19 protein-coding genes are annotated in these 25320 nt (G+C 73.2%); 13 read left to right on the top strand and 6 right to left on the bottom strand.

Translation table 11 applies throughout. The features are described from left to right. Nucleotides 1–30 precede the first annotated feature (30 nt). Both ACFZA0_RS21215 and ACFZA0_RS21210 read right to left on the bottom strand, forming a co-directional pair. Nucleotides 31–3024 carry a tetratricopeptide repeat protein gene (locus ACFZA0_RS21215; protein ID WP_391019101.1) on the bottom strand — a complete coding sequence of 998 codons (2994 nt, stop codon included), beginning with the start codon at nucleotides 3022–3024 and terminating at the stop codon, nucleotides 31–33. Beyond that, nucleotides 3021–4886: an HSP90 family protein gene (locus ACFZA0_RS21210; protein ID WP_391019099.1), complete on the bottom strand. Its 1866-nt coding sequence runs from the start codon at nucleotides 4884–4886 to the stop codon at nucleotides 3021–3023. The genes ACFZA0_RS21215 and ACFZA0_RS21210 overlap by 4 nt, the downstream gene beginning before the upstream one ends. Nucleotides 4887–5050: 164 nt before the next feature. Between ACFZA0_RS21210 and recG the strand changes: the two genes are divergently transcribed. The 8 genes from recG (at nucleotide 5051) to mutM (ending at nucleotide 12777) form a co-directional block, all read left to right on the top strand. Beyond that, nucleotides 5051–7270: an ATP-dependent DNA helicase RecG gene (gene recG / locus ACFZA0_RS21205; RefSeq protein ID WP_391019096.1), complete on the top strand. Its 2220-nt coding sequence runs from the start codon at nucleotides 5051–5053 to the stop codon at nucleotides 7268–7270. A gap of 346 nt (nucleotides 7271–7616) precedes the next feature. Beyond that, nucleotides 7617–8204, top strand: a complete 588-nt coding sequence (gene rsmD / locus ACFZA0_RS21200; RefSeq protein WP_391019094.1) for a 16S rRNA (guanine(966)-N(2))-methyltransferase RsmD — start codon at nucleotides 7617–7619, stop codon at nucleotides 8202–8204. Nucleotides 8205–8230: 26 nt separating this feature from the next. Then, nucleotides 8231–8710 carry a pantetheine-phosphate adenylyltransferase gene (gene coaD / locus ACFZA0_RS21195; RefSeq protein ID WP_391019481.1) on the top strand — a complete coding sequence of 160 codons (480 nt, stop codon included), beginning with the start codon at nucleotides 8231–8233 and terminating at the stop codon, nucleotides 8708–8710. Nucleotides 8711–8853: 143 nt separating this feature from the next. Further along, entirely contained in the window at nucleotides 8854–9957 is a 1104-nt protein-coding gene (locus ACFZA0_RS21190) for an ATP synthase F0 subunit B (protein WP_391019091.1), read from the top strand. 165 nt (nucleotides 9958–10122) lie between these two features. After that, complete coding sequence (locus tag ACFZA0_RS21185) at nucleotides 10123–10776, top strand: YceD family protein (protein WP_391019089.1); 654 nt, start codon at nucleotides 10123–10125, stop codon at nucleotides 10774–10776. A gap of 2 nt (nucleotides 10777–10778) precedes the next feature. Then, nucleotides 10779–10952 (top strand): 50S ribosomal protein L32, encoded by a 174-nt coding sequence (gene rpmF / locus ACFZA0_RS21180; protein ID WP_007493396.1) that lies wholly within the window; start codon nucleotides 10779–10781, stop codon nucleotides 10950–10952. Between the two features lie 19 nt (nucleotides 10953–10971). Next, complete coding sequence (gene rnc, locus ACFZA0_RS21175; RefSeq protein WP_391019086.1) at nucleotides 10972–11796, top strand: ribonuclease III; 825 nt, start codon at nucleotides 10972–10974, stop codon at nucleotides 11794–11796. A gap of 123 nt (nucleotides 11797–11919) precedes the next feature. Then, entirely contained in the window at nucleotides 11920–12777 is an 858-nt protein-coding gene (mutM, locus tag ACFZA0_RS21170) for a bifunctional DNA-formamidopyrimidine glycosylase/DNA-(apurinic or apyrimidinic site) lyase (protein ID WP_391019083.1), read from the top strand. On the opposite strand, the gene ACFZA0_RS21165 is transcribed toward mutM, so the two are convergent. After that, nucleotides 12774–13178 (bottom strand): winged helix-turn-helix transcriptional regulator, encoded by a 405-nt coding sequence (locus tag ACFZA0_RS21165; protein ID WP_391019080.1) that lies wholly within the window; start codon nucleotides 13176–13178, stop codon nucleotides 12774–12776. The genes mutM and ACFZA0_RS21165 overlap by 4 nt on opposite strands. A 55-nt stretch (nucleotides 13179–13233) precedes the next feature. Beyond that, nucleotides 13234–14613, bottom strand: a complete 1380-nt coding sequence (locus ACFZA0_RS21160; RefSeq protein WP_391019077.1) for a CAP domain-containing protein — start codon at nucleotides 14611–14613, stop codon at nucleotides 13234–13236. 138 nt (nucleotides 14614–14751) lie between these two features. On the opposite strand from ACFZA0_RS21160, the gene ACFZA0_RS21155 reads away from it, so the two are divergent. The 4 genes from ACFZA0_RS21155 (at nucleotide 14752) to ACFZA0_RS21140 (ending at nucleotide 21178) form a co-directional block, all read left to right on the top strand. After that, nucleotides 14752–15033, top strand: a complete 282-nt coding sequence (locus ACFZA0_RS21155) for an acylphosphatase (RefSeq protein WP_391019074.1) — start codon at nucleotides 14752–14754, stop codon at nucleotides 15031–15033. A 390-nt stretch (nucleotides 15034–15423) separates the two neighbouring features. Further along, nucleotides 15424–15627: a hypothetical protein gene (locus ACFZA0_RS21150; RefSeq protein WP_031041227.1), complete on the top strand. Its 204-nt coding sequence runs from the start codon at nucleotides 15424–15426 to the stop codon at nucleotides 15625–15627. 217 nt (nucleotides 15628–15844) lie between these two features. After that, on the top strand, nucleotides 15845–19399 hold the full coding sequence (gene smc / locus ACFZA0_RS21145) for a chromosome segregation protein SMC (protein ID WP_391019070.1): 3555 nt from the start codon (nucleotides 15845–15847) through the stop codon (nucleotides 19397–19399). Between the two features lie 360 nt (nucleotides 19400–19759). Beyond that, on the top strand, nucleotides 19760–21178 hold the full coding sequence (locus ACFZA0_RS21140; protein ID WP_391019068.1) for a sugar porter family MFS transporter: 1419 nt from the start codon (nucleotides 19760–19762) through the stop codon (nucleotides 21176–21178). 147 nt (nucleotides 21179–21325) lie between these two features. On the opposite strand, the gene ACFZA0_RS21135 is transcribed toward ACFZA0_RS21140, so the two are convergent. Next, the gene (locus ACFZA0_RS21135; RefSeq protein ID WP_391019065.1) at nucleotides 21326–22744 is read right to left on the bottom strand and encodes a cytosine permease; all 1419 of its coding nucleotides are present in this window, start codon (nucleotides 22742–22744) and stop codon (nucleotides 21326–21328) included. Nucleotides 22745–22830: 86 nt separating this feature from the next. Here ACFZA0_RS21135 and ftsY point away from each other — a divergent pair, with 86 nt between their 5' ends. Next, the gene (gene ftsY / locus ACFZA0_RS21130) at nucleotides 22831–24033 is read left to right on the top strand and encodes a signal recognition particle-docking protein FtsY (RefSeq protein WP_391019063.1); all 1203 of its coding nucleotides are present in this window, start codon (nucleotides 22831–22833) and stop codon (nucleotides 24031–24033) included. Nucleotides 24034–24207: 174 nt separating this feature from the next. Here the strand turns inward: ftsY and ACFZA0_RS21125 are convergent, their stop codons facing one another. Next, complete coding sequence (locus tag ACFZA0_RS21125; protein ID WP_391019060.1) at nucleotides 24208–24879, bottom strand: bifunctional DNA primase/polymerase; 672 nt, start codon at nucleotides 24877–24879, stop codon at nucleotides 24208–24210. Nucleotides 24880–25320 lie beyond the last annotated feature (441 nt).

The raw sequence follows: 25320 nt of genomic DNA, 5'->3' as shown, positions 1-25320 counted from the left end.
GACCGTGCCCCCGCCGGACGCCCGACTCCCCTACGGAACCCGCGTGTTCGCCTGCGCCGCCGCCTGTTCAGCGAGCTGCGCGAGCAGGTTCTCGGCCTCCGTGCGGCGGGCAGTCGACGCCTCCGACGGGGGCAGGCCCTCGTACCGGGCGAGCACGCCGCGTGCCCGCGCGGTCGCCGCGTCGGGGCGGCCGAGGTCCGACTCCAGCCAGCCTGCCGCCAGTTCGGCACCGGTACGGCTGTGCACCTCGTCCGGTCCCAGCGTGTCGAACAGGGCGATCGACGCCTCGACCTCGGCCAGGGCCTCCGTGAGGGCCGCGTGCAGGGCGTCGTCACCGGCGTCCGCGTCCGCCGAGCGCGCGAGCAGGTCGCCGAACTGCCGGTGCGTGTGGGCGAGATCGGCGAGCGCCCGGTCCCGGCCCGCCGCGTCGGGTGCCGCGTCGGCCGCGTCCGCGCACTCCCGTGCCGCCTGCGCCATCAGCTCGCGCGCGCCCTCCCGGCCCGCCCCCGTGCGCAGCGCGAGCCACGCGCGGGCCCGCAACGCCCGTACCAGACCGGAGGAGTTGCCCAGGGTGTGCCAGAGCCCGGCCGCGCGGTCGTAGGCGCGGTCCGCCTCGGCGGGCAGACCGGCCTGGCCGAGCGACTCGGCGGCGAGGTGGGCGAGCATCGCGTGGTCGTCCTGCTCCGGCCAGTGCCGGGCGATGTCGGCCGCCCGCAGCCGGTGTTCGGCCGCGTCCCGGTGCTCGCCCAGCTCGCTGAGGCAGTCGCCCAGCCACCACCGGGTCTGCACGACCGGGCCGTCGCCGTGCGTCCCGGGTGCGAGGTCGGTCAGCGCCGACTCCAGCACCTCGGCCGCCTCCGCCCAGCGCCCCTGCCGCAGCAGATGGCCGCCCAGCCGGTGCCGTGCCCAGGCGCCCAGGGTGCGGCTCTCGTCGGCCTCGTCCGCCCAGTGGGCCGCCTCCAGGGCCTGGTCCGCCGCCTCCCGCGGGTCGTCGGCACCGCCGAGCAGGTCCGACAGGTGCAGGTGCAGCCGGGCCCGGCCGGCCGCCGTCACGTGCTCACCGCCGTGCTCCAGGGCCGCCCGCAGGGCGCGTTCGGCCTCCGCGAGGTCGCCGAGGTGCTGGGCGAGCTGTGCCAGTCTCGCCTCCAGCTCGACGGCGTACCAGGGCAGTCCGAGGCGCACGTACTCCTCGGCGGCCCGCGCGAAGAGCTCCGCCGCGCCGCGCGCGTCCCCGGCGCCCGCCGCCGTCTCCGCCAGCATGCCGTGTGCCTCGGCGACGCGTGCCCCGAGCCGTACGTCGTCGGGGGACGGCTCGCCGGCCAGGGCCAGCACCTCCCGCGCGGCCTGCTCCGCGGCGGCCAGGTCCTCCGGCGCGGGCTCGTCGCCCTCGTGCACCGGGCGCATCAGGATCCGGGCCCGCGCCATGACCACGGAGACCGTCTGCCGCACGCCCGTCCCGCCCTCCGCGTACAGGGCGAGCACCCGCTCGTAGGGGTCGGCGACGGCGGCCAGCGCCTCGTCGGTCCGGCCGTCCAGGGCGTGCGCGAACGCGGCCCGCGCGCGGGCCGCCAGGGCCTCGCCCGGGTCGCCGGCGCGCGCGTACAGCTCGGCCGCCCGCTCGAACAGGGCGACGGCCGCGCCGGGTTCGGCGCCCATCGCGGCGTGGTCGGCGATCTCCGCGCGGTCCAGGGCGGTCGGCAGCCCGTCCGTCACCCCCTGCGCCTCCGCCTCCTCGGCGGCGCGCGCCGCCGCGGCCCAGGCGGCGACGGCGTTCGGCCGCAGGGTGTCCGACAACCGCCGTGCCTCGGCGAGGAGTTCGGCGAGGCCGGGGCCGGGGCCGGTGGCCCGCGCGGCGGGCGCGGGGGCGGGCGCCGCGGGGGCGGCGGCCGAGCGCGGGGCGCGCACCCCCAGCGGCAGCCGGTCCACCAGGGGTGCCTGGGCCATGCGTTCGCGGGCGCGGTCGCCCACCGCCGTCGTGCCGTTGCGCTCGTCGAAGCGGGCGGCGAGGGCGAGGGCCTCCGCCCGCGCGTGCTCGGCGAGTTCGGCGGCCGTCCAGGTCCTGCCCGCCGGACCGGGCACGGTGAGGCCGCCCCGGCCCAGCGACACGAGCCGGTCCATGAGCAGCGCGACCACCGACTGGAACTGGAGCGCGCTCTGCGGATGCCCCATGTCCGTGAAATAGGAGGGGCGTTGGGTCAGCAGCTCCAGGCCGCGTGCCTCGTTGCCGGTCAGCGCGCAGAACTCCACGTGGTCCGCGTACGCGTCGCGCATGCTCTCCATCGGGCGTACCAGCCGGAAGCCCCGCAGGTGGTTGGCGCGCGCCTCGTCGGTCCTGCCGAGCCGCAGCAGCGGCGCCAGCGAGGAGGCGAGGGTGGTGTGCGGCTCGTGCGCACACGTGAACTCGCCCTCCAGGACCGGCCGCCACAGGACGACCGCCGCCTCGTCGTCCCCCAGCCGCGCCTGCCACCAGCCCTGCGAGTTCAGCTCGCACGCGTGGCAGTCGGCCATCCGGTCCCGGTCCGCGGCCAGCCACGCCGTGTACGCGCGGGCCGCCCGCTCCCGGTCGCCGATGTGCGCGGCGACGCTGAACTCGGAGCTGCGCACGGCCCGTTCGGAGTGCCCGGCGAGCCGGTAGCGGCGGTCCATCTCCGACAGCCACTTCTCGACCGAGGCGAGCGGGACGTGCGGCTGGTCGAGCATGCCCGACGTCATCCACTTGAACACCCAGTACAGCGAGTGCGTCTCGTACTCGTCGAAGTCACCGGGCGTCTCGTCCCACAGGCGCAGCAGCCGCGCGAACGGGACGAACATCTTGGCCTTCTCGGAGCTGTAGTTGTAGACCTTCAGCTGATGCCCGAGCGCCTCGATCACGGCGAGCGGTATGCCGAGCTTCTCCGCCTCCGCCAGCAGGAGTTCGGCGCGCGCGTTGCGGGCCGGGCCCTCCGGCTGCTCCGAGTTCTCCGCCATCGCCCGGCGCAGCGAGTCGAAGTCGGTGACGCCACTCGCGCCGTTCGTGCCGCTCATCGGGGTCCGTCCTCCGTGGGGTCGCTGTGGGTGGCCCACTCCAGCAGGCCGAGGAACGAGCGGTTGAGCAGTGCCGAGTCCGCCGGGCGCAGCGGGCGCTGCGCCATCAACAGGGCCTGCCCGTACAGGGATTCGGCGGCCGTGCCGATCAGCTCCGGGTCGCGCAGGGCGGCCACGCGGCGGATCAGCGGGCTGAGGTGGTTGAGCACCAGACGGGCCCGGGGCGCGCCGCCTCGCAGCGAACCGAGGATGCCCGCCCACAGATCGTCCGCCTGCTCCTCGGCGTCGGCGCGGGCCTGTTCGTGCCGGGCCGCCCGGTCGTCGAGATGCAGCGCGGGCACCGACAGCGGGTGGAAGGCCCGTAGGACGACGTCGCAGCCCAGCGGGTCGAGCGTGGCCCGCGCGGCGGCCAGGAACCCGGACAGCGCCAGCTCCTCCGCCGGGTCGACGGTGTCCAGGTGGGCGGTCACCGTCTCCGCGTCCAGCTCCGCGACGGACGTGCCCGGACGCACCGAGGGCAGCGCCTCGACCAGCTCGCTGTCGTACGTGTAGCCGCCGTTGACGACGCCGACGCCCTGCGCGGACGCGATCGGCGCGACCTGCCGGTACTCCTCCACCGTCCGCGTGAAGTGCACCACCGGGTGGCGCTGCGCGAACTCCTCCAGGGAGATCCGCCCGTCCGTCGTCTCGAACGGCAGCCACGGCAGCATGGTGCGCAGCATCTCCGGGTCGTGCCGCGCCAGCGACTTCACGCCCAGGTGGTGCACGGACAGGAACGCCGCCAGCCGCTCCGGGTCGCCGGCCGCGAGCCCCGTCAGCCAGGACCGGATGCGCTCGCCGAGCGCCTCCCGCACCGCCGCCAGCGTCTCGTCCTCGTACAGGGACTCCCGCGACGCGGTCGGCCGCAGGCTGTCGGTGTCCAGCACGCACCGGACGAAGAACGCCCAGTCGGGCAGCAGCTGTTCGGCCCGCTCGGTGAGCAGCATGCCCTTCAGGTGCACCCGGTGCGCGGCCCGCTGCGCGGGGCTCACCGCGGTCGGCAGCACGTACGCCACCCCGCGCACCCCTGCCAGCGGCACGTCGAGGGAGATCGAGTCGAGCGGCGTGAATCCGAACAGGTCGTGGCAGTGCCGCGCCAGCGCCACCCGGCGCCCGGCGGGGGAGGCGTACCCGCGGTCCCACGGGGCCGGCAGTTCCGCCACCGGCTCGTCGCCCACGCGCACGTCGTACGGGAGCAGCGCGCCGAAGTCCCGGGCCAGCGCCAGCACCCGGTCCGAGGCCAGCCACTCGCCGGCCCCGGCGCGCGCCACCAGGTGCACGGTGGTGCCCGGTTCGGGCCGCTCGGCGTCCGCGACCGTGCGCACGGTGTACGAACCGTCGTCGCGCGCCGTCCACTCCACCGGCTTCGCGTCCGGCGTACGGGCGCTGCGGCTGACGACGCGGATCCGGTCGGCGACGACGAAGCAGGCCAGCAGCCCGATGCCGAACTGCCCGAGGAAGTCGGAGCGCGCCGACTCCAGGGCGTCCGCCCGCTTGGAACTGCGGCCGATGGTCGCCAGCAGGTCGTGCACGTCGGCCTCGGTCAGCCCCACGCCGGAGTCCTCCACGCGCAGGGTGTCCCCCTCCGCGTACAGGCGCACCCGGGCGGGCGCGTCCGGCTGTTCGGCGCGGCGCGCGGTGATGGCGTCCACGGCGTTCTGGAGCAGCTCCCGCAGATAGACCTTGGGGCTGGAGTAGAGATGGTGGGAGAGCAGGTCGACGAGACCGCGCAGGTCCACCTGGAAGGTGTGCGGCGACGCGGCGGCCGGCGACGGCTCTGAGGACGGGAACGGCTGGGACGGCTGCGAGATCTGGGAGTCCATCGTCACAGCGCCGGTGGGGGGACGGGCGACGGCGCGGGGTCGGGCGGCCCCGGTGGGGAGGCGGCCGCGGGGGTGTCCGGGGCGCGCCATCCTACGACCGGAACGAACCGGCTGACCAGGGGTTTCCCGGCACCTGTACGACGATGTCGGCACCGTGGTGTGCAATGGATCTCGTGCCCGGACTGGAAGAACCCCTGCAAGAACCGCTGAAGAACGTGCTCGGCGCGGCCACCGCGAAGGTGATGACCGAGCACCTCGGCCTGCGCACGGTCGGCGACCTGCTGCACCACTACCCGCGCAGGTACGAGGAGCGCGGCCAGCTCACCGACCTCGCCGACCTGCCGATGGACGAGCACGTCACCGTGGTCGCCCAGGTCGCCGACGCGCGCCTGCACACCTTCGCCTCCGCGAGGGCTCCGCGCGGCAAGGGCCAGCGGCTCGAAGTGACCATCACCGACGGCAACGGCCGGCTCCAGCTCGTCTTCTTCGGCAACGGCGTGCACAAACCCCACAAGGACCTGCTGCCGGGCACCCGCGCGATGTTCTCCGGCAAGGTCTCCGTCTTCAACCGCCGCCTCCAACTCGCCCACCCGGCATACGAGTTGCTGACGGGCGACACCGAGGAGCCCGTGGAGACCTGGGCGGGCGCCCTCATCCCGCTCTACCCGGCCACCGCGAAGCTGGAGTCCTGGAAGATCGCCAAGGCGGTCCAGACCGTACTGCCCGCCGCGCAGCAGGCAGTCGACCCGCTGCCCGACTCCCTGCGTGCGGGCCGCGGCCTGGTGGCCCTGCCCGAGGCCCTGCTGAAGATCCACCGCCCGCACACCCGGGCCGACATCGAGGACGCCCGCGCCCGGCTCAAGTGGGACGAGGCGTTCGTCCTCCAGGTGGCACTCGCCCGCCGCCGGCACGCCGACGCCCAACTCCCCGCCGTACCAAGGGTTCCGCTGCCCGACGGACTGCTCACCGCCTTCGACGCGCGGCTCCCGTTCACCCTCACCGACGGCCAGCGCAAGGTGTCCGCCGAGATCTTCGACGGCCTCGCCGCCACCCACCCCATGCACCGGCTGCTCCAGGGCGAGGTGGGCAGCGGCAAGACGATGGTCGCCCTGCGCGCCATGCTCGCCACCGTCGACGCGGGCGGGCAGGCCGCGATGCTCGCGCCCACCGAGGTGCTCGCCCAGCAGCACCACCGTTCGATCACCGAGATGATGGGCGAGCTGGCGCAGGGCGGCATGCTCGGCGGCGCCGAACACGCCACCAAGGTCGTCCTGCTCACCGGCTCCATGGGGACGGCCGCCCGCCGCCAGGCACTGCTCGACCTCGTCACCGGCGAGGCCGGCATCGTCATCGGCACGCACGCGCTGATCGAGGACAAGGTGCAGTTCCACGACCTCGGCCTCGTCGTCGTCGACGAGCAGCACCGCTTCGGCGTCGAGCAGCGCGACGCCCTGCGCGGCAAGGGCAAGCAGCCGCCGCACCTGCTCGTCATGACCGCCACCCCCATCCCGCGCACGGTCGCCATGACCGTCTTCGGCGACCTGGAGACGTCCGTCCTGGACCAGCTCCCGGCGGGCCGCTCGCCGATCGCCAGCCATGTCGTCCCGGCCGCCGACAAGCCGCACTTCCTGGCCCGCGCCTGGGACCGCGTGCGGGAGGAGGCCGAGAACGGCCACCAGGCGTACGTGGTCTGCCCGCGCATCGGCGACGAGGACGACGACCCGAAGAAGGCGGCGAAGAAGAAGGCCGCCGAACTCGACGCGGAGAAGCGCCCGCCGCTCGCCGTCCTGGAGGTCGCCGACGGGCTCGCGAAGGGCCCCCTCGCCGGTCTGTCCGTCGAGGTGCTGCACGGCCGCATGCAGCCCGACGACAAGGACGCCGTGATGCGCCGCTTCGCCGCGGGGGACACCGACGTCCTGGTCGCCACCACCGTCATCGAGGTCGGCGTCAACGTCCCCAACGCCACGGCCATGGTGATCATGGACGCCGACCGCTTCGGCGTCTCCCAGCTCCACCAGCTCCGCGGCCGCGTCGGCCGCGGCTCCGCGCCCGGCCTGTGCCTGCTGGTCACCGAGATGCCCGAGGCGAGCCCGGCCCGGCAGCGGCTCGGCGCGGTCGCGTCCACCCTCGACGGTTTCGAACTGTCCCGCCTCGACCTCGAACAGCGGCGCGAGGGCGACGTCCTGGGCCAGGCCCAGTCGGGGGCCCGCTCCTCGCTGCGGATGCTCGCGGTCATCGAGGACGAGGAGGTCATCGCCGAGGCCCGCCAGGAGGCGACGTCCCTGGTCGCCGCGGACCCGGACCTCGCCCACCTGCCCGGCCTGCGCACGGCGCTCCAGGCACTCCTGGACGAGGAGAGGGAGCAGTTCCTCGACAAGGGGTGAGGGGCCCTGCCGGGACGGGACCTGAGCACGACCCATGGCGGCACGGCCTGCGCCGGGGTACGTCACGCGGCCCGCGTTGGCCGCCCCGGGCCCCGGGCCCGATCCGCCTCGTCCGTCCGCGATGTCGGGGTGCGGTCGGCGCGGGCCCCGGCCCCGGCGCGGACCGTGCGCCGGGTGCACGCACCCCCGTCCCGCCTCCGGCGGCGGCCGCGCCCGCGTCGACCCCGTCGCGCGCTCCCGCGCGGCCCCGGCTGAGACACTGGACCCGCAAGCGGAGCGACACCGCACCCGCCCCGCCCCCGTAAGGGCGCGCGGGCGACCCGTACCACCGACAAGGACCGACGAAATGACCCGCGTGATCGCCGGCCGGGCCGGCGGACGCCGTCTGGCCGTCCCGCCGGGCAACGGCACCCGCCCCACCTCCGACCGCGCGCGCGAGGGGCTCTTCTCCAGCTGGGAGTCCCTGCTCGGCGGCCCCCTCTCCGGCGAACGCGTCCTCGACCTGTACGCGGGCTCCGGCGCCGTCGGCCTGGAGGCCCTGTCCCGCGGCGCCGGCCACACCCTGCTCGTCGAGGCCGACGCCCGCGCCGCCCGCACGATCCGCGACAACGTCCGCGCGGTCGGCCTGCCCGGCGCGGAGGTCCGCACCGCGAAGGCCGAGCAGGCCGCCCGCGGCGAAGCCCCCGCCGAGCCCTACGACCTGGTCTTCCTCGACCCCCCGTACGCCGTCCCGGACGACGATCTTCGGGAGATCCTGCTCACACTCCGCACCGGGGGCTGGCTCGCCGACGACGCGCTCGTCACCGTGGAGCGCAGCACCAGAGGCGGCGAATTCCGCTGGCCGACGGGCTTCGGCGCGATCAGGTCCCGTCGTTACGGCGAGGGGACCTTTTGGTACGGTCGCGCCGCCTCTACGTGCGAAGACGCACGATGACCGGACCGGAGAGCGAGGGAACTCTAGTGCGCCGCGCCGTCTGTCCCGGGTCGTTCGACCCGATCACCAACGGACACCTCGACATCATCGCCCGTGCCTCCCGCCTGTACGACCAGGTCCATGTCGCGGTGATGGTCAACCAGTCGAAGAAGGGCCTGTTCGACGTCGACGAGCGGATGGACCTGATCCGCCAGGTGACCTCCGAGTACGAGAACGTCCTCGTCGAGTCGCACCACGGCCTGCTCGTCGACTTCTGCAAGCAGCGCGACATCCCCGCCATCGTCAAGGGCCTGCGCGCCGTCAGCGACTTCGACTACGAGCTGCAGATGGCCCAGATGAACAACGGGCTCTCCGGCGTGGAAACCCTGTTCGTGCCCACGAACCCCACCTACAGCTTCCTGTCGTCCTCCCTGGTCAAGGAGGTCGCGACCTGGGGCGGCGACGTCTCCCACCTGGTGCCGGCCCCCGTTCTGGAAGCCCTGACCGAGCGTCTGCGCGCCTCCTGAACCACCCGGCGCGCGCCCGTCCGCAGGCCGTGCGGGCGGGCCGTACGGCCTGACGGGCAGTCACCCGCTGTCCGCGGGGCACCCGGTGGCCTTACAGTCGGACCGTCCGTCTCCAACCAGCTGTAGAGAGTGGCGAGTCCCCGGTGGACGTACAGACGAAGCTCGACGAGATCGTGGCCACGGTCTCCAGCGCCCGCGCCATGCCCATGTCCGCTTCGTGCGTGGTCAACCGGGCAGACCTGCTCGCCCTGCTGGAAGAGGTCCGCCAGGCGCTGCCCGACTCCCTCGCCGAGGCCCAGGAGGTCATCGGCGACCAGCGGCACATGGTCGAGCAGGCCCGCCAGGAGGCCGAGCGGATCATCGAGGGCGCCCACGCCCAGCGCGGCTCGCTGATCTCCGACACCGAGGTCGCCCGGCGCTCCCAGGCCGAGGGCGACCGCATCCTCGCCGAGGCCCGCCGCGAGGCCGAGGAGATCCGCGCGGAGGCCGACGACTACGTCGACTCCAAGCTCGCCAACTTCGAAGTCGTCCTCACCAAGACGCTCGGCTCGGTCGGCCGCGGCCGCGAGAAACTGCTCGGCACCGGTCCCGGCACCGACGAGCAGGGCTACGAGGACGAGGACGCCCCCGAGCGCAGCCACGACCCGGAGACCCTGCGGCGCACCGCCGACGACTACGTCGACGTGAAGCTCGGCGCCTTCGAGGCGGTCCTCGCCAAGACGCTGGAGGCCGTGGGCCGCGGCCGGCAGAAGCTGCACGGCCGCATCGCCTCCGACGACCTGAGCAGCCTCGCCGACGACACGTCGACCATGCACAACTCCAGCGACGCCGACTACCTCGCCGACCTCGCCGCCCTCTCGGACACCCCGGCCGCGGCGGCCCGGACCACCGAGCCCGAGCCGTCCACCGTGGCGGCCCAGCAGGCGGAGTACGCACAGCAGCAGGAGTACGTCCAGCAGCAGATGGACGCCTACGGCTACCCGCAGCAGCAGGACGCCGACCCGTACGGCTACCAGCAGCAGTACGCGCAGCAGGCGGACCCGTACGGCTACCAGCAGCCGGCCGACCCGTACGCGTACCAGGGCTACGACGGCCAGCAGGCGGCGTACATCCCCGACCAGGCCCAGCAGGCCCAGCAGGGATACTCGGAGCAGCAGGCGCACGCGCTCGACGAGACCAGCCTCTTCGACACCGGCATGATCAGTGCCGAGCAGCTCCGGGCCTACGAACAGGGCCGCGGCCTCTGACGGACGGGCCGCCGGACCCCGCCCGAGCGGGGGCCGGCGACCGGATTGGGACGAGAGCGAAAGGTCCAGTATCCTGGCTCTTCGGTCGCGTGTACGTCCGCGATCACCGCTGCCCGCACATCCTTCGCGCGGCAGTGCCCGGAGCTTCGGAGAACGAAAGCAGGAATGGCCCTGAACGCCCGCCTCGACCACCGCAACCCCCTCGTGTTCGACACACACGAGCTGGGTCGGCGTCCTGGCGCGCTCCAGCGCCTGAACCGCACGATCGACGCCCCCAAGGATCTCGGCATCCGGGGAGTCATCGGGGTGCCGGAAGGCGCACCGGTGGAGCTCGAACTCCGTCTGGAGTCCGTCATGGAAGGGGTGCTTGTCACAGGCACCGCCCGTGCACGGGCCGAGGGGGAGTGCGTAAGGTGTCTGGAGCCGCTGGAGCAGGAGCTCAGGGCGGACTTCCAGGAGATGTTCTCGTACCCTGACGCCGACGACCGGGGCCGCGTGAAAGCGGAACCGGCCGACGACGCCGAGGACGACGAGGACAGGCTCTACATCGAGGACGGTCTTTTCGACCTCGAACCCGTGCTGCGTGATGCGGTGGTGCTCGCACTGCCGATGCAGCCGGTGTGCCAGGACGACTGTCCCGGTCTGTGCTCCGAGTGTGGAGCGCGGCTGGCGGACGACCCGGACCACCACCACGACGCCGTCGACATCCGTTGGGCGGCATTGCAGGGACTCGCCGGTTCGCACAGGGACGGCGAGAAGGACGAGATGAGCGGCGAAGAGCCTGGATCTGCAGGCGCCGCCGAGAAGCAGGAGAAGTAGCCGTGGCTGTTCCGAAGCGGAAGATGTCGCGCAGCAACACGCGCCACCGCCGGTCGCAGTGGAAGGCTGCGGTCCCCACCCTGGTTGCGTGCGAGCGCTGCCACGAGCCCAAGCTGCAGCACATCGCGTGCCCGTCTTGCGGCACTTACAACAAGCGCCAGGTCCTCGAGGTCTGAGCGGCCGGTGAGAGGTCTGATGTCTGACGCCAAGGCGAACGGCCCCCGTCAACGCGGGGGCGGTCCGGCGGAGAACAAGGCCTCGTCCCACACGCTTCTGGAAGGGCGGCTCGGCTACAAGGTCGAGTCCGCCCTTCTGGTGCGCGCCCTGACCCATCGCTCGTACGCGTACGAGAACGGCGGTCTGCCCACCAACGAGCGCCTGGAGTTCCTCGGTGACTCCGTGCTCGGCCTGGTGGTCACGGACACGCTGTACCGCACCCACCCCGACCTGCCCGAGGGCCAACTGGCCAAGCTGCGGGCCGCGGTGGTCAACTCACGCGCACTGGCGGAAGTGGGCCGCGGGCTCGAACTGGGCGCCTTCATCCGGCTCGGCCGTGGTGAAGAGGGCACAGGCGGCCGGGACAAGGCCTCCATCCTCGCCGACACCCTCGAAGCGGTGATCGGCGCTGTCTACATCGACCAGGGACTCGACTCGGCGGCGGAGCTCGTGCACCGTCTGTTCGACCCCCTGATCGAGAAGTCCTCGAACCTCGGTGCCGGCCTGGACTGGAAGACCAGCCTCCAGGAGCTCACCGCGACCGAGACGCTCGGTGTTCCCGAGTACCTCGTCACGGAGACCGGCCCCGACCACGAGAAGACCTTCACTGCTGCCGCCCGCGTCGGAGGCGTCTCGTACGGCACCGGCACCGGCCGCAGCAAGAAGGAAGCGGAACAGCAGGCCGCGGAATCCGCGTGGCGGTCCATCAGGGCCGCGGCGGACGAACGCGCCGAACAGGAGAAGCACGCCGAGGCGGCCGAGACCGCCGACGACAGTGCCGATCCGTCGTCCGCGTCCGCCTGAGGTCGAACGATCGAGCCGAGCGCCCGTCCCCGTCAACGGGGCCGGGCGCTCGGTCCGTTGACCGGCCGGCGGCCCGTCGCGCACGGGCCCCGGGCGGCGAACGTCAGTGAACGGGGAAGTGCGATGCCCGAGTTGCCCGAGGTCGAGGTCGTCCGGCGGGGCCTTGAGCGGTGGGTCGCCCACCGCACCGTCGCCGACGCCGAGGTGCTGCACCCGCGCGCGGTACGCCGTCACCTGGCCGGCGGCGACGACTTCGTCCACCGCCTCAAGGGACACCGCCTCGGCACGCCCGCCCGGCGCGGCAAGTACCTGTGGGTGCCGCTGGAGGACACCGGCCAGTCCGTCCTCGCGCACCTCGGCATGAGCGGTCAACTCCTGGTGCAGCCGCGGGAAGCCGCCGACGAGAAGCACCTGCGCGTGCGCGTCCGGTTCGACGACGACCTCGGCACCGAACTGCGCTTCGTCGACCAGCGCACCTTCGGCGGGCTCTCCCTGCACGAGAACACCCCCGACGGGCTGCCCGACGTCATCGCGCACATCGCCCGCGACCCCCTGGACCCGCTCTTCGACGACGAGGCGTTCCACCAGGCGCTGCGACGGCGCCGTACCACCGTCAAACGGGCCCTGCTGGACCAGTCGTTGATCAGCGGCGTCGGCAACATCTACGCGGACGAGGCCCTTTGGCGCTCCCGCACCCACTACGAGCGCCCCACCGCGAACTTCACCCGCCCGGTCACCACCCAACTCCTGGGCCACGTACGGGACGTGATGAACGCGGCGCTCTCGGTGGGCGGCACCAGTTTCGACAGCCTCTACGTCAACGTCAACGGGGAGTCGGGCTACTTCGACCGCTCGCTCGACGCGTACGGCCGCGAGGGCCTGCCGTGCCGCCGGTGCGGAACGCCGATGCGCCGGCGCGCGTGGATGAACCGGTCGAGCTACTTCTGCCCGAACTGCCAACGGCCGCCGCGCGGCGCCTAGTCGGTGCCGCGGGGGGTCTCGTCGTAACGGCGGCGGGCGGCGAGCACCTCGTCGGTGCGCCCTTCGACGAACTGGATCAGGGCCAGCAGCCGTGCCGCCACCTCCCGCCCCAGGGGCGTCAGTTCGTAGTCGACGCGGGGCGGGACGGCCGATCGGACCTCTCGGTGCACCAGTCCGTCGCGCTCCAGGGACTGCAACGTCTGGGAGAGCATCTTCTCGCTCACCCCGTCCACCCGGCGCCGCACTTCCCCGAACCGCAGGGAGCCGTCGGCGAGGGCGCCCAGGGTCAGCGCGCCCCAGCGCCCGGTGACGTGCTCCAGGGTGCGACGCGAGGGACACTCGCGGGAGAACACGTCGAACGCGAGGTCGCCGTCCTCCGTGTGCTCCGTGCCGATGGTCATGCTCCGAGCGTACGGGACCGCCCGCCGCGGGAGGAGCCGCCGGCCTCCGGGGCTCTCAGTAGCCGAAGTCCTGGGTCCACCAGGGACCGCCGGTGCCGAAGTGGACTCCCACGCCCAGGGTCTTGAAGTCGCAGTTCAGGATGTTGGCGCGGTGGCCCTCGCTGTTCATCCAGGCGTCCATGACGGCCGCGGCGTCGGCCTGGCCCCTGGCTATGTTCTCGCCGCCGAGGTTGGTGATGCCCGCCGCGTCGGCCCGGTCCCAGGGCGTCGCCCCGCTCGGGTCGGTGTGGTCGAAGAAGCCCTGTGCGGCCATGGCGTCGCTGAAGTTCTCGGCCAGCGAGGTCAGCGAGCTGTTCGCCGCGACCGCGCTGCAACCGACCTTCTCCCGCTCCACGTTGACCAGCCGCAGCACCTCGGCCTCGGCCGCGGTCTCCGCCGAGACGGTCACCGGGGTGGTCTTCGCCGCCGGCGCCTGCTCGGACTCGGTCGCGGTGGGCGACGGTGCGACGGACTTGCTCGGCGTGGGCGACGCCTTCTTCGCCGGCTTCTTGGCGGGCGCTGCCGTCGACGCCGACGCCGACGGGGTCGGTGCGGCGGGGGAGGTCGCGCGGTCGGTGTCGCGGCTGGTCGAACCGGAGTCGTCGTGCCCGTCGACACTGCCCGACGCGCCGCCCTGCTGCGTCTCGGAGTTGGTGGGGGAGTCGGCGGCCTGCACGTTGTCGCCGCTGCTGCCGCCGAGCTTGTAGTTGTCGCTGCCGGGCAGCACGCCGGTCGCCACCGCGACCGCGCCGATCGCCACGGCGGCCGACACTCCCAGCAGGCCGGTGCGCACGGGCCGCATGCCCTTGCGCTTGCGGCGGTGGGAACGGTCGTCGCGGCCGAGGTCGCCGCCGGAGCCGGAGCCGGAGCCGGAGCCGGAGCCGGAGCCGTCGCCGGAACCCGGGCCGGGACCGACGACCGGCAGCGAGCCGGTGCCGGTGGCACGCGCGTAGTCGTCGTCGGTCGCGAAGAGGTACTCCTCGCTGCGGCCGACGGGGCTCTGCCGGGCGTAGGGGTCCGAGGCCCGGTGCGCCTCCGGGTTCAGGTACGGGGCGATCCCGGTGGTGGCGCGGTTGCCCGCGTAGGGGCGGTCGCCGGCGGGCGGACGGGGGGCGGCGTAGGGACGGGCCCCGCCGTCGGGGCGCCGGCCCGGTGCGGGGCGTTCCCCGGTGGAGGGCCGCTCACCCATGTACGGGCCGCCGGTGCGCTCGCCCGGGAAGGGGGCACGCGGCTGCTGGGCGTACGGGGCCCGGGGGGAGGCGTCCCGCTGACGCGGTACCTCGGTGCCCGGGTCCCACGGGTCACGGTCGCTCGCGGACGAGCCGTGCGGCTCAGTGCCCCCCGTGGCACGGCTGGTGGCGGCGCGTCCGGCGTCGGAGCGTCGGTGGCGTCCCATTCCCTGGCCTTCCTCGTCTGCGTGACCCAGCTCACTCGTTCGAGTGAGTTTCATATGAGATTCATTGGTCCCGGACGGTACCGCATGGCGGGTGGGGATGAAGTGTCCCGAGAGACATTGCCCGGTTAGGTTGCAGCCATGAGCGAGGATGTGCGACTGGTCGCCTGGGTGCGCGGACATGTGCAGGGCGTGGGATTCCGCTGGTTCACCCGGGCGAAGGCCCTGGAGACCGGTGGGCTGAGTGGTTTTGCTCTCAATCTGGGGGACGGACGCGTCCAGGTGGTCGCGGAGGGCCCGCGCGAGAGCGCGCAGAAACTCCTGGACTGGCTCCGGGGTGCCGACACGCCCGGCCGCGTCGACGGCGTCACCGAGATCTGGGACACACCGCGTGGCGGCTACAACGGGTTCGCCATCCGCTGACGCGTGTCGCCGGCCGGCCCGCCGAGGGGCGCCGCGTGACCTCCCGGAAACATGCCGTCAACAGCGCTCCGGGGGAGAAACCGCCTGGTGGTTGCCAAGAATCCCCTTGCCGTGGCAGGCTCACGCGGAGAAGGATCACCCTGACGCCCCCGGGCCCGCAGGAGCAGTCGCGCCGCCGTTCTCAGGCCGCGCGCCCCCGGGACGCCCGTGAATACGGGGCGTGATCGTGTTGACCGTCAAACTTTTTGGTGAGACTCTGGAAGTCCCCGCGCACCCGGCTGTTTGGCATGGATGCAGGCACGACGACACCAGCTGCCGAGCGCCGCGGACACTCATCCCTCACGACCCACACCGCTTCGGTCGGTCACTCATTGTGGAGGACCATCCATCATGGCAAAGGCGCTTCTCGGTTACGTCGGCGGCTCCGACCCGCGACTCCTCGCCGAGATGCGACGGCTCCAGCAGCGTGTCCAGGACCTGGAATCCGAGCTCGGACGAATCCAGGCTGAGAACGACGCGCTGGCGGCTGCCGCTTCTCACGACAGGATCATGGAGAGCATCGACGCACACCAGGCGGAGCCCGCGCTCACCTGATCACTGCATCACGGCGCGCGATTCAGCGGCCCGCTGACCCGAACGAACCGCTCGGGCAACGGAGTTGCACCAGATTTGCAAGGGACGCTCCGGCGTCCCTTCTTTCTTTCCCCCGCTCGGAGCCCCGTTCTCCCACCGTCTGGTGTGCCCTGCGCGTTCATGGGCGAAACCGCACGTTCATGGAGTGGGACAGCGGCGTTGGGTAGAGTCCGACGGCGTGCACCTCAAGGCCCTGACCCTTCGCGGGTTCAAGTCGTTCGCCTCGGCCACCACCCTCCGGTTCGAGCCGGGCATCACGTGCGTGGTCGGTCCCAACGGCTCGGGCAAGTCCAACGTCGTCGACGCCCTGAGCTGGGTGATGGGCGAGCAGGGCGCCAAGTCGCTGCGCGGCGGGAAGATGGAGGACGTCATCTTCGCCGGCACCACCGGCCGCCCGCCCCTGGGCCGCGCCGAGGTGTCCCTGACCATCGACAACTCCGACGGGGCGCTGCCCATCGAGTACGCCGAGGTCACCATCACGCGGATCATGTTCCGCAACGGCGGCAGCGAGTACCGGCTCAACGGCGACACCTGCCGCCTCCTGGACATCCAGGAACTCCTCTCCGACTCCGGCATCGGCCGCGAGATGCATGTCATCGTCGGCCAGGGCCAGCTCGACGGGGTCCTGCACGCCGACCCCACCGGGCGCCGCGCGTTCATCGAGGAGGCCGCGGGCGTCCTCAAGCACCGCAAGCGCAAGGAGAAGGCGCTGCGCAAGCTGGACGCGATGCAGGCCAACCTCGCCCGCGTCCAGGACCTCACCGACGAACTGCGCCGCCAGCTCAAGCCCCTCGGCCGGCAGGCCGCCGTCGCCCGCCGCGCCGCCGTCATCCAGGCCGACCTGCGCGACGCCCGGCTGCGGCTGCTCGCCGACGACCTCGTCCGGATGCGGCGGGCGCTCAGCGAGGAGATCGCCGACGAGGCCGCCCTCAAGGAGCGCAAGGACGCCGCCGAGACCGCGCTGCGCGGCGCCCAGCAGCGCGAAGGGCTCCTGGAGGACGAGGTGCGCCGCCTCGCACCGCGCCTGCAGCGCGCGCAGCAGACCTTCTACGAGTTGTCCCAGCTCGCCGAACGGGTCCGCGGCACCGTCTCCCTCGCCGACGCGCGCGTCAACAGCGCCACCTCCGCGCCCGCCGAGGACCGCCGCGGCCGCGACCCCGAGGACCTGGAGCGCGAGGCCGCACGTGTCCGCGAACAGGAGGCCGAACTCGAAGCGGCCCTGGAGGCGGCGCAGCACGCACTGGAGGACACCGTCGCGCACCGCGCCGAGCTGGAGCGCGAACTCGCCGCGGAGGAACGGCGGTTGAAGGACGCGGCCCGTGCCATCGCCGACCGCCGCGAGGGTCTCGCCCGGCTCAGCGGCCAGGTCGGCGCGGCCCGTTCGCGCGCGGCCTCCGCGCAGGCCGAGATCGACCGCCTCGCCCTGGCCCGCGACGAGGCGGCCGAACGCGCCACCCACGCCCAGGAGGAGTACGAGACGCTCCAGGCCGAGGTGGACACCCTCGACGCGGGCGACGAGGAACTCGGCGCCCGGCACGACACCGCCAGGGAGGCGCTCGCCGCCGCCGAGGCCGCCCTCGCCGCCGCCCGCGAGGCCGTCACCGACGTCGACCGCCGCCGCGCCGCGACCCAGGCGCGGCACGACGCGCTCGCCACCGGTCTGCGCCGCAAGGACGGCACCGGCGCCCTGCTCGGCGCGCGGGACCGGCTCACCGGGCTGCTCGGCCCGGCCGCCGCCCTGCTGAACGTGGTCCCGGGGCACGAGACCGCCGTCGCCGCCGCCTTCGGCGCCGCCGCCGACGCCGTGGCCGTGGCCGCGCCCTCCGCCGCCGCCGACGCCCTGCGCCTGCTGCGCAAGCAGGACGCGGGCCGCGCCGCCCTGCTCGTCGGCGGCGCCCCCGACGACGTACCGGCGCCCGCCGCCGGGGACGGCCCGCCGTACGCGGCCGACCTGGTGCGCGGCCCCGCCGAGCTGATGCCGGCCGTGCGGCGGCTGCTGCGGGCGGTCGTCGTCGTCGGCACCCTGGAGGACGCCGAACGGCTGGTCTACGCGCGGCCCGACCTCACCGCCGTCACCGCCGAGGGCGACCTGCTCGGCGCGCACTACGCGCAGGGCGGGTCCGCCGGGGCGCCGAGCCTGCTGGAGGTGCAGGCCTCCGTGGACGAGGCCGCCGCCGAGCTGACCGCCCTCGCGGAGCGCTCCGGGGAACTGGCGTCGGCGCAGCGCGAGGCCGCCGAACGGCGCGCCGGGTGCGCCGCGCTCGTCGAGGAGCTGGGGGAGCGCCGCCGCGCCGCCGACCGGGAGAAGTCCGCCGTCGCCCAGCAGCTCGGGCGGCTCGCCGGCCAGGCCCGGGGCGCCGCCGGGGAGGCCGAGCGGTCCGCCGCGGCGGCCACGCGGGCGCAGGACGCGCTGGAGCGGGCGCTCACGGAGGTCGAGGAGCTCGCCGAGCGGCTCGCCGTCGCCGAGGAGATGCCGGCCGACGAGGAACCCGACGCCTCGGTGCGCGACCGCCTCGCCGCCGACGGCGCCAACGCCCGCCAGACGGAGATGGAGGCCCGCCTCCAGGTCCGTACGCACGAGGAGCGGGTCAAGGGGCTCGCCGGTCGCGCCGACTCCCTCGACCGGGCCGCCCGCGCCGAACGAGAGGCACGCGCGCGTGCCGAGCAGCGCCGCGCCCGGCTGCGCCACGAGGCGGCCGTCGCCGGGGCCGTCGCGGCGGGCGCCCGGCAACTGCTCGCCCACGTCGAGGTCTCGCTGGGCCGGGCCGAGCGCGAACGCGCCGACGCGGAGAACGCGAAGGCGCAGCGGGAGCGCGAGCTGGCCTTCGCCCGTACCCAGGGCCGGGACCTCAAGGCGGAGCTGGACAAGCTCACCGACTCCGTCCACCGCGGCGAGGTGCTGGGCGCCGAGAAGCGGCTGCGCATCGAACAGCTGGAGTCCCGGGCGCTGGAGGAACTCGGCGTCGAGCCGGAGGGCCTGGTCACCGAGTACGGCCCGCACCTGCCGGTGCCGCCGTCGCCGCCCGCCGAGGGGGAGGAGCTGCCCGAGGACCCGGAGCATCCCCGCAACCGGCCGCGGCCCTTCGCGCGCGGCGAGCAGGAGAAGCGGCTGCGGTCCGCCGAACGGGCGTACCAGCAACTCGGGAAGGTGAATCCGCTCGCTCTTGAGGAGTTCTCCGCGCTGGAGGAACGCCACAAGTTCCTCAGCGAGCAGCTGGAGGACCTGAAGAAGACCCGCGCCGACCTGCTCCAGGTCGTCAAGGAGGTCGACATCCGGGTCGAGCAGGTGTTCACCGAGGCGTACCGGGACACCGCCCGTGAGTTCGAGGGGGTCTTCAGCAGGCTCTTCCCGGGCGGTGACGGGCGGCTGGTGCTGACCGACCCCGACAACATGCTGACCACCGGTGTCGACGTGGAGGCACGGCCGCCGGGCAAGAAGGTCAAGCGCCTCAGCCTGCTCTCCGGCGGCGAACGCTCGCTGACCGCGGTGGCGCTGCTGGTGTCGATCTTCAAGGCGCGGCCCAGCCCGTTCTACGTCATGGACGAGGTCGAGGCGGCCCTGGACGACACGAACCTGCAACGGCTGATCCGGATCATGCAGGAGCTCCAGGAGGCGTCGCAGCTCATCGTGATCACCCATCAGAAGCGCACGATGGAGGTCGCCGACGCGCTGTACGGCGTCTCCATGCAGGGCGACGGCGTCTCGAAGGTCATCAGCCAGCGGCTGCACTGAGCGGCGCCCCGATCCCGCCCGCCTGCCCACCACGCCTGCCACCAGCGCTTTTCCCCGGCCCACGGTCGCCGTCCCGGACGGACACCGTGGGCCGCGGCGTGTGCGGCGATCCGCGGGGTACCAGGATCGTGACGATGAGTTGAGTTCAACACTTGAATCTAGCGAGGCGCCGCTGTGGGGGTCGATTCGCGATCATGCAGGAATTGACTTCGAGTCTTGAAGGCATATTCTCTGCAATGTTGTTTTTATCTTCAGGTGTGAGCGGTTCGTTGGTGTGCGCCACTGGTACCACCCGAACCTCCCGCCTGGAACGGCTGAACCCCACCCCCGGCAGCGACGCCGGTGGCCCGAGGAGCACACGTGACCAGCACAGCGAAAGCCCCCGTGGCGGGATCCCCCTCGGGGGGATCCGACCACCTCGGGCATGTCATCTTCATCACCGCGGCAGCCGCCATGGGCGGCTTCCTGTTCGGTTACGACAGCTCCGTCATCAACGGTGCCGTCGAGGCAATCCGTGACAAGTACGACATCGGCTCGGCGGCCCTGGCCCAGGTCATCGCGATCGCGCTGATCGGTGCGGCCATCGGCGCCGCCACCGCCGGCCGGATCGCCGACCGCATCGGCCGCATCCGCGTCATGCAGATCTCGGCGATCCTGTTCACGATCTCCGCCGTCGGCTCCGCGCTGCCGTTCGCCCTGTGGGACCTGACCTTCTGGCGCATCATCGGCGGCTTCGCCATCGGCATGGCCTCCGTCATCGGCCCGGCCTACATCGCCGAGGTCGCCCCGCCCGCCTACCGCGGCCGCCTGGGCTCCTTCCAGCAGGGCGCGATCGTCGTCGGCATCGCCATCTCGCAGCTCGTCAACTGGGGCATCCTCAACGCCGCCGGCGGCGACCAGCGCGGCAAGATCATCGGTCTTGAGGCCTGGCAGGTCATGCTCGGCGTCATGGTGATCCCGGCCGTCATCTACGGCCTGCTCTCCTTCGTCATCCCCGAGTCGCCGCGCTTCCTCATCTCGGTCGGCCGCCACGACAAGGCCAAGGCCGTCCTCGCCGACGTCGAGGCCCCGGGCACCGACATCGACGCCCGCGTCGCCGAGATCGAGCACTTCATGCACACCGAGGAGAAGGCCTCCTTCAAGGACCTCCTCGGCGGCAGCTTCTTCTTCAAGAAGATCGTCTGGATCGGCATCGGCGCCTCGGTGTTCCAGCAGTTCGTGGGCATCAACGTCGCGTTCTACTACTCCTCGACGCTGTGGCAGTCCGTCGGCATCGACCCGAGCGACTCGTTCCTGTACTCGTTCACGACGTCGATCATCAACATCATCGGTACCGTCGTCGCGATGCTCCTGATCGACCGCGTGGGCCGCAAGCCGCTGGCGCTCATCGGTTCCTTCGGCATGGTCATCGGCCTCGCGCTGGAGGCCTGGGCGTTCTCCTACCACCTGGTCGACGGCAAGCTGCCCTCCACGCAGGGCTGGGTCGCCCTCGTCGCCGCCCACTGGTTCGTGTTCTTCTTCGCCATGAGCTGGGGCGTCGTGGTCTGGGTGCTGCTCGGCGAGATGTTCCCGAACAAGATCCGCGCCGCCGCCCTCGGTGTCGCCGCGGCCGCCCAGTGGATCGCCAACTGGGCGATCACCGCGAGCTTCCCGTCCCTGTCGGACTGGAACCTCTCCGCGACGTACTGCATCTACGCGATCTTCGCCGCGCTCTCCATCCCGTTCGTCCTGAAGTTCCTCAAGGAGACGAAGGGCAAGCGGCTGGAGGAGATGGGCTGACCGCCCACCCCGCACTCGGGGAGACGGGCCACATCCCCGCTGCCCCTCTCCTCGTTCCGTGAAAGCGCCGCCCCGGCTCCCCCTGGAGCCGGGGCGGCGCTTCGCGTACGCGGCGCGCCACCGGTTCCGTACGCACGCGCGTGCCGCTCAGCCCCGGTCCGCGGCCGCCGCCACCACCGCCGGCTTCGGCAGCGCCAGGTACAGCAGCCCCGACACCGCGATCGTCACGATCCAGCCCAGGCCGTACTCGCCCACGAACGTGTCCCGCGCCAGCGGCCCGTCGAACCACACCGACCGCAGGAACAGCAGCCCCGTGCCCAGCCCCGCCGCCCACGCCGTCACCGCCGCCGGGCAGAACCCGTGCCGGTACCAGTACGCGCTGCCGGGCCCGGTGTCCGACAGCGCCGCCCCGTCGTAACCCGGCCGGCGCAGCATGTCCGCGCCGAACACCCCGCCCCACGCCGAGAACGTCACCGCGAGCAGCGACAGGAACGCCGTGAACTCGGCGACGAAGGCACGCGCCGTCAGCATCAGCACCGTTCCCAGCACCAGCGAGATCACCGCGTTCACCAGCACCGCCGACAGCCGCGACACGCGGAACCCCAGCGTCTGCGCGGTGAAGCCCGCCGAGTACATCGACAGGGCGTTGATCAGCAGCGAGCCGGTCAGCGCGATCAGCAGGTACGGCACCGCGATCCAGGTCGGCAGCGACTCGCCGAGGAAGGACACCGGGTCGTGCGCCGCCGCCAGGTCCGGCGTGCCCACCGCCAGCACCGCGCCCAGCAGGATCAGCGGCGCCGCCACCACGCACGCCCCCGCGACCGTCACCGCCACGATCGCGCCCCCGGACGCCGCGCCCGGCAGATACCGCGTGAAGTCCGGCGCGGACGGCAGCCAGCTGATGCCGCCCGCCGCGATCACCCCGAACCCGGTCAGCATCGCCGCCGCCGGCCCGGCCGGCCGGCCCAGCACCGGGGACCAGTCCGTGGTGGGCAGCAGGTAGGCCAGCACCAGCACCGAGAACAGCCCGAACAGCACGGCCGCGTACGCCGTGCACGCGCGCACCGCGCGGATGCCGAGCCCCGAGATCGCGAACGTCGCCGCGACGAAGCACGTCAGCGCCACCACCCGCAGCGCGGTGCCGTCCCGCACCCCGAGACCGATGTCCAGCACCGTCAGCAGCGCGTACGCGCCCGTCACCGCGTTGATCGTCTCCCACCCCCAGCGGGCGGTCCAGATCAGCGCCCCCGGCAGCAGATTGCCCCGCTGCCCGAACACCGCCCGCGACAGCGCCATGCCCGGCGCCCCGCCGCGCCGCCCCGCGATGCCCGCCACCCCCACCAGCGCGAACGACGCCGCCGGGGCGGCCACGGCCACCACCAGCACCTGCCAGAACGCCAGCCGGTGCGCCACCAGCACCGCGCCCATGGTGAGCAGCAGCACGGTGATGTTGGCGCCCGCCCAGGTGGGGAACAGCCCCCGGACCCGCGCGGTGCGCTCCCGCTCGGGCACCTGCTCGATGCCGCGGGTCTCCAGGGTGCCCGTCGGACGGGTGCGCTCGCTCATGGCGGTTTCTCTCCGTGCCTCTGCCTCCGGGACGGCCGCTCGGGGGGCGGGGTTTCCCGGCGCCCATGACTGATACTGGACGGGTTATGGAAACCGTCATCCTTGCTGTAGTCATCGCCGTGGTCGTGCTCGGCGCGCTGGGCACGCTCGTCGTCGGCAGCCGGCGCAGGAAGCCGCTGCCCCCGCCGCCGCCCAGCACGCCCGACCTCACCGCCCCTCCGGCCGAGCCGCACGTCGGCGACGAGGCCGAGGCCCCGAACGACGAATCGCGCCGGACGATCGAGGAGGTGGACCTTCCGGACGGCTCCGCCCCCGTCGTCGTCGAGGAACCGCCGCTGGCCGGGGCGCCCCCGGTCGAGATCCCCGAGCCCACCGCCGGCCGCCTGGTGCGGCTGCGCACCCGGCTCTCCCGCTCGCAGAACGCGCTGGGCAAGGGCCTGCTCACCCTGCTGTCGCGCGAGCACCTCGACGAGGACACCTGGGAGGAGATCGAGGACACGCTGCTGACCGCCGACGTCGGCGTGCAGCCCACCCAGGAACTCGTCGACCGGCTGCGCGAGCGCGTGCGCGTGCTCGGCACCCGCACCCCCGAGGAACTGCGCAACCTGCTGCGCGAGGAACTGCTCACCCTGGTCGGCCCCGACCTCGACCGCGCCGTGCGGACCGAGCCGGAGACCGGCGGCCCCGGCGTCGTGATGGTCGTCGGCGTCAACGGCACCGGCAAGACCACCACCACCGGCAAGCTCGCCCGCGTCCTCGTCGCCGACGGCCGTACCGTCGTCCTCGGCGCCGCCGACACCTTCCGTGCCGCCGCCGCCGACCAGTTGCAGACCTGGGGCGAGCGCGTCGGCGCCCGCACGGTGCGCGGCCCGGAGGCCGGGGACCCCGCGTCCGTCGCCTTCGACGCCGTCAAGGAGGGCAAGGACACCGGCGCCGACGTCGTCCTCATCGACACCGCCGGCCGCCTGCACACCAAGACCGGCCTCATGGACGAGCTGGGCAAGGTCAAGCGCGTCGTCGAGAAGCAGGCCCCGCTGGACGAGGTGCTGCTCGTCCTGGACGCCACCACCGGCCAGAACGGCCTGGTCCAGGCGCGCGTGTTCGCCGAGGTCGTCGACATCACCGGCATCGTGCTGACGAAGCTGGACGGCACCGCCAAGGGCGGCATCGTCGTCGCCGTGCAGCGCGAACTGGGTGTGCCGGTCAAGCTGATCGGTCTCGGCGAGGGCGCCGACGACCTGGCGCCTTTCGAACCGCAAGCCTTCGTGGACGCGTTGATCGGTGACTGAGCGGCCGGGGCCGCCCGCCCCGGCAGGAGCCCCGCCACCGGGCCCGGCGACCGCCGGCCCGCCCGTCGCAGGAACACCGCCCGGCACGACCGGACGCCGAAGCGCCCGTACCCCCGGACACCGGGGGACGGGCGCTTCGCCGTGTGCGGGCAGGGCGGGCCGGGGCCCGCGGGCTCAGGAGGCCCGCGACCGGTGCGCCAGGTAGGCCAGGGTGCCGAGCAGCAGGCGCGCGGCGGGCGGTTCGGACCCCGAGCCGGGCACGGGGGAGCGCAGCCAGTGCACCGGGCCCCGGCCGCCCCGGTCGGACGGCGGCGCGGTGATGTGCGTGCCGGGGCCGAGGCCGTGCAGGTCGAGGTACCAGGGGTCGTCCCAGCCCAACCGGTAGAGCAGGTCCGGCAGTTCGGCCGCGGCCCCGGGGGCGACGAAGAACTGGGCGCGGCCCTCGGGCGTCACCGCGACCGGGCCCACCGGCAGTCCCATCCGCTCCAGGCGGGCGAGCGCCCGGCGGCCGGCGGCCTCGGCCACCTCGATGACGTCGAAGGTGCGGCCCACCGGGAGCATCGCCGAGGCACCGGGACACGCGGCCCACGCCTCGGACACCTCGCTCAGGGTGGCGCCGGCCGGTACCTCGCGGGCGAAGGGGAGGGGGTGCGCACCGGGGACGCGGCAGTCGGACCGGCCGCAGGAGCAGGTGCCCGCGCAGGCTCTGGCGCCGGGGACGACGTCCCACCCCCACAGCCCGGTGAACTCGGCCACCGCCGTGCACTCCGGCGCGCGTCCGCGGCGACGGGTGCCGGACCGGATGTCGCGGATGCCGCGGCTGCTGATGCCGATCGTGAAGCCCATGCCCCCTCCAACGGGTCAACGCGCCAGTGGTTACGTGACGGAGGTGTTCGGTCACCCTCCGTGTCCACCCTGGTGTCCAGCTACCCCGCCCCGGTCGGGTGGCCCACCCGCGGCACACGGCGCCCGGAAGCACGGAAGGTGGTGCGGCGGACCGCTCGCGCCCCGGCGTGCATCGCTTCTTCCGTCACGCGTCGTTGAATGTCAAGTGAATCGTGCGCAGCCGAAACTGAGTTCATTCGAAGGGGTGGCGAATGGTGGCGATTCCGCGATCGCCATGGCTGGACGGGTGATCGTAGGATTACTTTGAGTGCACAAGCCCGTGGGGCACATGCACTGACGGGTATGCCGCAGGCAACTCGACCCCCTGTTCGAAGGGTGACAAGCGGCGTACGGACGGCCCCGAGTAGCGGCATCCTGATAGGGCTTGGCGCACTCGGTGAC

Source organism: Streptomyces sp. NPDC008150 (genome assembly GCF_042956945.1).
Lineage (GTDB): Bacteria > Actinomycetota > Actinomycetes > Streptomycetales > Streptomycetaceae > Streptomyces.
The sequence above is the reverse complement of the archived record's forward strand: the minus strand, read 5'-3'. Positions and strand labels throughout refer to the sequence as shown.